Consider the following 5,920-nt stretch of genomic DNA (forward strand, 5'->3'; position numbering starts at 1 on the left):
ATGTGGCGTCCAGCACCGCCTGCGCGAGTTGATAGACGCGCGCGCCGGGGCGCCCGAGGAAGGCGAACGCCGCCCCGGCCGGGATCTCCTCCTGCGCCTTGGCGGGCACCTCGATCACGACACGCGCGGGATCGAGGTCCTCCTGCGTGCGCTCGCCGCCCCCGTCGGCGTCGTAGCGGATGCGCATGCGGCCGGTGTCGAGGTCGGCCGTGACATCCGCGTGGCCCTCGTCGAGCACGACCGCGTCGTCGATCTCGGCCCGCGAGGGGTCGACCCCGACGGCGAAGGTGTACGTCGCGGACGCCAGGTCGATGCCCGGGGACGCGTCGGTCAGGCGTAGTCGTGCGCGCAGGTCGAGCGTGTAGATCCCCGGCTCGGTGAACGCCCAGGACAGGTGCGTGTGGGCGTCGACCGGAAGCTCGATCGCATCCGGGCGCGCGCCCCCGAACCCGTCCGCGGAGTCGATCATCACCTCGGTGTCGCCGAAGGTGCCCGTGAGGTAGGCGAACAGGGAGCCCGGACCGGTGAGCGCGGTCGCCTCGAGCACGACCTGCGAGGAGCGCGTCGCCCCCCATTCGCGGCCGTCGCCGTGCACGCGCGCGCCGAGCCACACCGTGTCGAGCCCGGCATCCTCGACGAGCGGGATGAGATCGGCGGCGTACTTCACGGACTCCTCGGCGAGCGACACGTTCGGCACGCCGGGGCGGAGGTTGGCATCGAGGGTCTTGATGATGCCGTGCTCCTCGAGCAGGGCGTAGTTGCTGAATGCGGCATCCGCGTAGACGACGTTGCGCGCGTCGCGGAGCGTCGGCGCATAGTCGTGCGGGTCGGCACCGTCGCGGACGATGGATGCCACCTGCACACGCGCACCGCCCACGTGCGCGACGAGGTCGGCCAGCAGCGGCGTGGTGGTCACGACCTGCACGCGCTCGTCGGTGTCGCTCAGCGCGGGCGAGGCGGTGCACCCGGTGACCGCGAGGGCGAGGGTGGCCGCACCGGCGACGATCCCCGCACCCCGCCGCCGCGCCCGCCCGCCGCACACCGCTCCCCCCGGCGACGTGCCCCTCCCGCCCGTCACGATCACGACTCCGACGACGGCCGGCGACGGCGCACCGCGAGGATGCCCGCGCCGAGACCGGCGGCCAGCAGCAGCGCCCCGAGCACGCCCAGCAGCACCGGCACGGGGCTTGCCGCGGCCTCCGTCTGCGGCGCGCGCACCGCCTCGGGACCGACGACACGGGCCGTGCCGGCCGAACCCGATGCCGCCGCCGCGGCGGCCGCGGCCTCCGCCGTCGCCTGCTCCGCGGCCCGGCGTGCCGCCTCCGCATCGTCGGAGGTGAGCACCGCCGCGGAGACGACCCCGCAGCCGCTGCCGCCCGACACCGCCTGCGCGGGGTCGACGTCGCCGACCGCGATGGTCAGCGTGGCCGTGTCGCTGGAGCGTTCTCCGGAGGCAAGCGTCACGGTCTGGGTCATGCGCAGCCGGTAGACACCCTCCTCGCTGAACGCCCAGTTGGCGTGCGCGTGGACGCCGAGCGGGATGCGGGAGGACGAGCCGGCGCCGTCGAGCACCACGTTCTGCACCCCGCCGAAGACACCCGACGTGTACACGGTCACCCGCCCCGGGCCGGCGACGCCGTCCAGGCTCCAGTCGACCGGGCCGGCGGCGTTGGCGCGGCTGACCGCCTCGGTGTTCCAGCCCAGCCAGATGAGGTCGGGGTTCTGCGTCTGCGGCACCTGCCACACGGTCTGCCCGGCGGCTCCGACGGCGCCCGAAGCCGGCGGGCAGCTGCTGACGGGCCGAGGGCTTCAGCCAGAGGACGACACCGGCGGGGTCGCGATACACCTTCGCGCCCGACGAGTCGTCGCCGACGAGCGATTCGAGACGTCCGCCGACGATCCGGGAGGCGTAGTCGATGTGACCCGACGAGAGGATCGTCGCCCCCGCGACGCACTGGCCGGCGGCGACCTCGCGGGCCGCGGGCGTCGTGTCGCCGACGGGCGCCGGAGCGGGTGCGACGGCCTGCGGCGGCGCGACGACCGCCAGCGCATCCCAGCCGATCAGGGCCCCCTCGCGCGAGGAGACGACGAGCCGGTCCCCGCCGAGAGCGGCATCCGCGGGAAGACGCACCTGCACCGCACCGCTGGAGCCGACGCGCGCCCAGCCGAGCCAGCGCGGATCGGTGCCCGGGGTGAAGCGCAGCCACACCGAGACCCACTGACCGGCGCGCTCGCGCGACACCTGCACGGTGACGAGCTGGCCCGGCAGCAGACCCGACTGCCCATCGAGCACCTGCACGCCGCCCTGGGCCGCCGTGGTCAGCCGGTCCTCGGCGATCGGCTGCCGGTCGGGCGCGGTGGGCTCGCCGGCGGCAGCCGTGAAGCAGCCCGCCGGGTCGGCGGCGCGCACGTCGGCGCGCCCGACCGCGACGGCCAGCGTGAACGTGGAGGTCAGCGCGCGACCGTCGGCGTGGGTCGCCGATCGCTGGAAGCCGAGGCAGTACAGCCCCTCGGCGCTGAAGGCCCAGGTGCCGTGGACGTGGACGTGCTCGGCGATGCGGACGCTGTCGGCGTCGGAGATGCCGTCGCGCGTCGACATCAGCACGCGCGGCACCCCGAGATCGCTCTGGTAGAGCGTGAACTCACCCGGTCCGTCGACCTTCTGCAGCGACCAGTCGATGCCGGCGGGGATCAGACCGCGGTCGATGAGCTCGCTCGACCAGCCCGGCCAGATGAGCCCGTCCTGCTGGGTCTCGGTGACCTGCCAGAGCGCGGCGCCGGGCGCCCCGAGGAAGCGGAACGCGGCATGGTCGGGCACGCTCGTCTGCGCCTCGGGACGGATCTGGATGACGGTGCGCGCGGGATCGCGGTAGATCGGATCACCGTCGGTGTCGTCCTTCACCACGGTCGTGAGCGCCCCGGCATCCAGCCGCGAGGCGACGTCGACGTGGCCGGCCGTGAGGATCGTGGCTCCGGATGCCGTGAGACTGCGGTTCGGCACGTCCCAGACCACCGGCTCGGGCTCGGGCGTGCCGGGATCGACCGGCGTCGTGCCGCTGCCGCCGTCGGCGCAGGGGGTGACGGATGCCGCGTCCACTCCGGCGGCGAGGGTGAGCGTCGTGGTGATGCGGAACGCTCGACCCGCCGCTGTGGTGCCCGACCAGGTCAGGGGCACGCAGTAGACGCCCGCGGCATCCACGGTGTGGGCGCTGCCGAAGCCGGAGCGGGGACGCAGCGCGGCGCTGCCGTGCTCGTGCTGCGGCCGCGTGTCGAGGAGGGTGGCCTGGCGGTCGGAGATCCGGTCGGCGCTCATCCAGTACCGCCCGGGGCCGCTCACCTCGCCGAGATCGAGGGTGACGTCGCCGGAGAGGGCAAGGCCGTCGATCGCCGTGGCGATCCGCTCGCGCGCGACCCAGGTGTCGCCGCTGCGCGGCAGCGTGAAGACCACACGCTCGGGGTCGCGGTAGTCGGCTCCGGAGCCGACCGGACGCCGAAGGGCCGCCACCACGTCGACCTCGCCGCCGCGCTCGACGAGCTCGAGGGCGCTGGTCGCGGCGTTGCCCGAGACCGCGGCAGCGGAGAACACCGTGCGGTCCGGGGACACCGCCGTCACGGGCTGAGCGGGCGGCGCCTCCACCGCGCGAGTGCGCTCGCACGGCTGCACCTGGGACAGGTCGACGTCGCCGACCACGACCGTCAGCAGACCGGTCGCCGACCGGTCGACACCGGTGGCCTGCTCGCGGATGCGGGTCTCGATCGCGAGGCAGTAACGGCCCGCGGCGGTGAACGCCCAGTTCTCGTGGATGTGCGTACGCCCCACGGGGAACCACGACGACGTGTCGGTACGCGAGTTCAGGTAGTGCGATGCTCCCGACCAGACGACGACGTCGCCGGGGCCCTCCGCCTTCGACAGCCGCCAGGTGGCGTCGTGATCGGTGTAGCCGGCGGGCAGCTTGAGCATGCTGAGACCCGGCCAGATCGTCTTGCTCTCGTAGTTCGCGCCTTGCGTGAATCCGTAGTACGTCGAGCCGGGGGCGCCGACGAAGGTGACGTCCTGCAGCGCGTCGGGCTCGGGGACGCGGAATGTCGCGAACTCGCCGCGCCCCACCCACACCGCGTCGCGGAGCGGGGTCAGCGCCGCCGCATCGCCGTCGCCCGTGGCGATCTGCAACGAGCCGTCTGCGGTGAGGCGCGGTGCNAGGTCCAGGTGGTTCTTGAGGAACCACGTGACGGACGGGTCGAGCTGCTCGCTCCCGCCCGGGTCGGTCGGCTCGGTCGGCGTGCCGGTGTCGCCCTGCTGCGCGCAGGGTGTGACGACGGCGGGGTCGATGCCCACCGCGAAGGTGAACGTCGCGTGGGTGCGCGTCGGCTCCGTGGCGCCGGCGAGTGTCGTCGCGGCGCGCACGCCGACGCAGTAGACACCTGCCGCGGAGAAGGCGAACCCGGTCGACGTGCTGCCGTCGAACTCCTTCGCGTTGCGGGGGAAGGGATCGGTGCGTGGCAGCACCAGCTGCGGCTCGGCGCGACCGCCCGGCCGGCTGTCCCAGAACGCGGCCCCCGAGCCGTCGCCGTTGAGTCCCCCGTATGCATCCGCGTACCGGTACGTCGCGACGTAGCCGCCGCCCGTGGTGGATGCGCCCGTCATCGTCATCTCGATGCCCGCAGCGCTCTCGGACAGCTGATCCACGCTGACGAACGAGGCGTCGAGATCGAGGACGAGTTCGTTCGGCGGCGTCGACCCCGTCCAGGGTGTGTACACACCCGCCGACCGCCAGAGCGTCGTCCCGGGGTCGGCGATGCGCGCCCAGTCGCGGTAGGTGGGACTCTGCGGCGAACGACCGGTTCCCGGCCACTCGGTGTCGCGACTCGGCAGAGAGAAGACGACGTCGCCGGGATCGTGTGCCACGCGGCGTCCGCGATCGGATGTGACGACATCGAGGCCGAGACCGGAGCCATCCACGCGCGGCGCGAGGAGCGCCACGCCGGCATCGATCACGGCACGTCCGGCGTTCGCCCGCGTGGGCTCGGGCGCGGTGACCGGGATCTCGGCGGGCTGTGCGCAGGGTTCGACGCTCTCGGCATCCACGTCTCCCACGGCGACCGTGAGTGTCACATCGCCGTTGAGGAAGGCACCATCGCCGGAGCGCTGGAAGTGGGTAGCGAGCGGAACGCACACACGCCCCGGTTCGAGAAAGGCGAAGCTCACCGCCAGCAGTCCGCCCTCGCCGCCGGTGCTCGCCACCCACGGCTGCTCCGCCGGCCGCTGAGTCGTCCCGGCGAAGTCGACACCGCCGACAAGCATCGCGGCGATCGGATCTCCCGGGGCCAGGGACAGGCGCGTGTAGATCGGTCCGCCGAAGCCGAAGGGGTCGAAGGGCACGTCTTCGCCGATCGCGGTCGTGTCCACCACGAGCGACAGGGGATTGGCTCCCGCCGTGCGGTAGACGTCGCCGCGCGACGGGTCGATGCGCTCCCATGCGTCCTCCCCGTCGGCCGCGCCCGGCCAGGGCTCCGCGTGCGGCACGCGCAGCACCGTGGTCGCGGGGTCGAGGCGCTGCCCCGACGCGTCGACCAGGTCGTGCACCAGACGGTCACCGTCCAGCGTGCTCGCGATGCGCACCTCACCCTCCGAGACGACGGTGCGCGTATCGGTGGATCCCGGCGCGGCGTCGGCCGGGGTGGCGAGGGCGGGCGTGAGCGGTGCCAGCACGAGGGCCGCGGTCAGGGCTGCTGCGGCGAGAGGGAGGGACGTACGCATGGTGACTTTCCGGTCGGACGGCGGACGACGCACCCGCGGGGTCGGGCGGCAGACGTCGCACCAACCCCGCGAGCGCCGGGGATCAGAAGGTGAAGCGGTACGTCGTCGACGCGGAGTAGCCACCCGAGCCGCCGACCGAGACGCCCACGCGGAGTCCGCGAG

2 protein-coding genes and 1 pseudogene are annotated in these 5,920 nt (G+C 73.6%); all 3 read right to left on the reverse strand.

Translation table 11 applies throughout. The features are described from left to right. Window positions 1-1,084, reverse strand: a 1,084-nt coding sequence (locus I5I_RS17935; protein ID WP_374699906.1) for an anchored repeat ABC transporter, substrate-binding protein, incomplete at its 3' end; no start/stop codon positions are given. Beyond that, window positions 1,081-1,746 (reverse strand): choice-of-anchor M domain-containing protein, encoded by a 666-nt coding sequence (locus tag I5I_RS17940; RefSeq protein ID WP_374699907.1) that lies wholly within the window; start codon window positions 1,744-1,746, stop codon window positions 1,081-1,083. The genes I5I_RS17940 and I5I_RS17935, both read right to left, overlap by 4 nt. A gap of 85 nt (window positions 1,747-1,831) precedes the next feature. Further along, window positions 1,832-5,758 (reverse strand): annotated as a pseudogene (locus I5I_RS16045) (TIGR03773 family transporter-associated surface protein); the annotation flags it as partial. Window positions 5,759-5,920 lie beyond the last annotated feature (162 nt).

Source organism: Microbacterium sp. B24, assembly GCF_000333415.1.
Classification (GTDB): domain Bacteria; phylum Actinomycetota; class Actinomycetes; order Actinomycetales; family Microbacteriaceae; genus Microbacterium.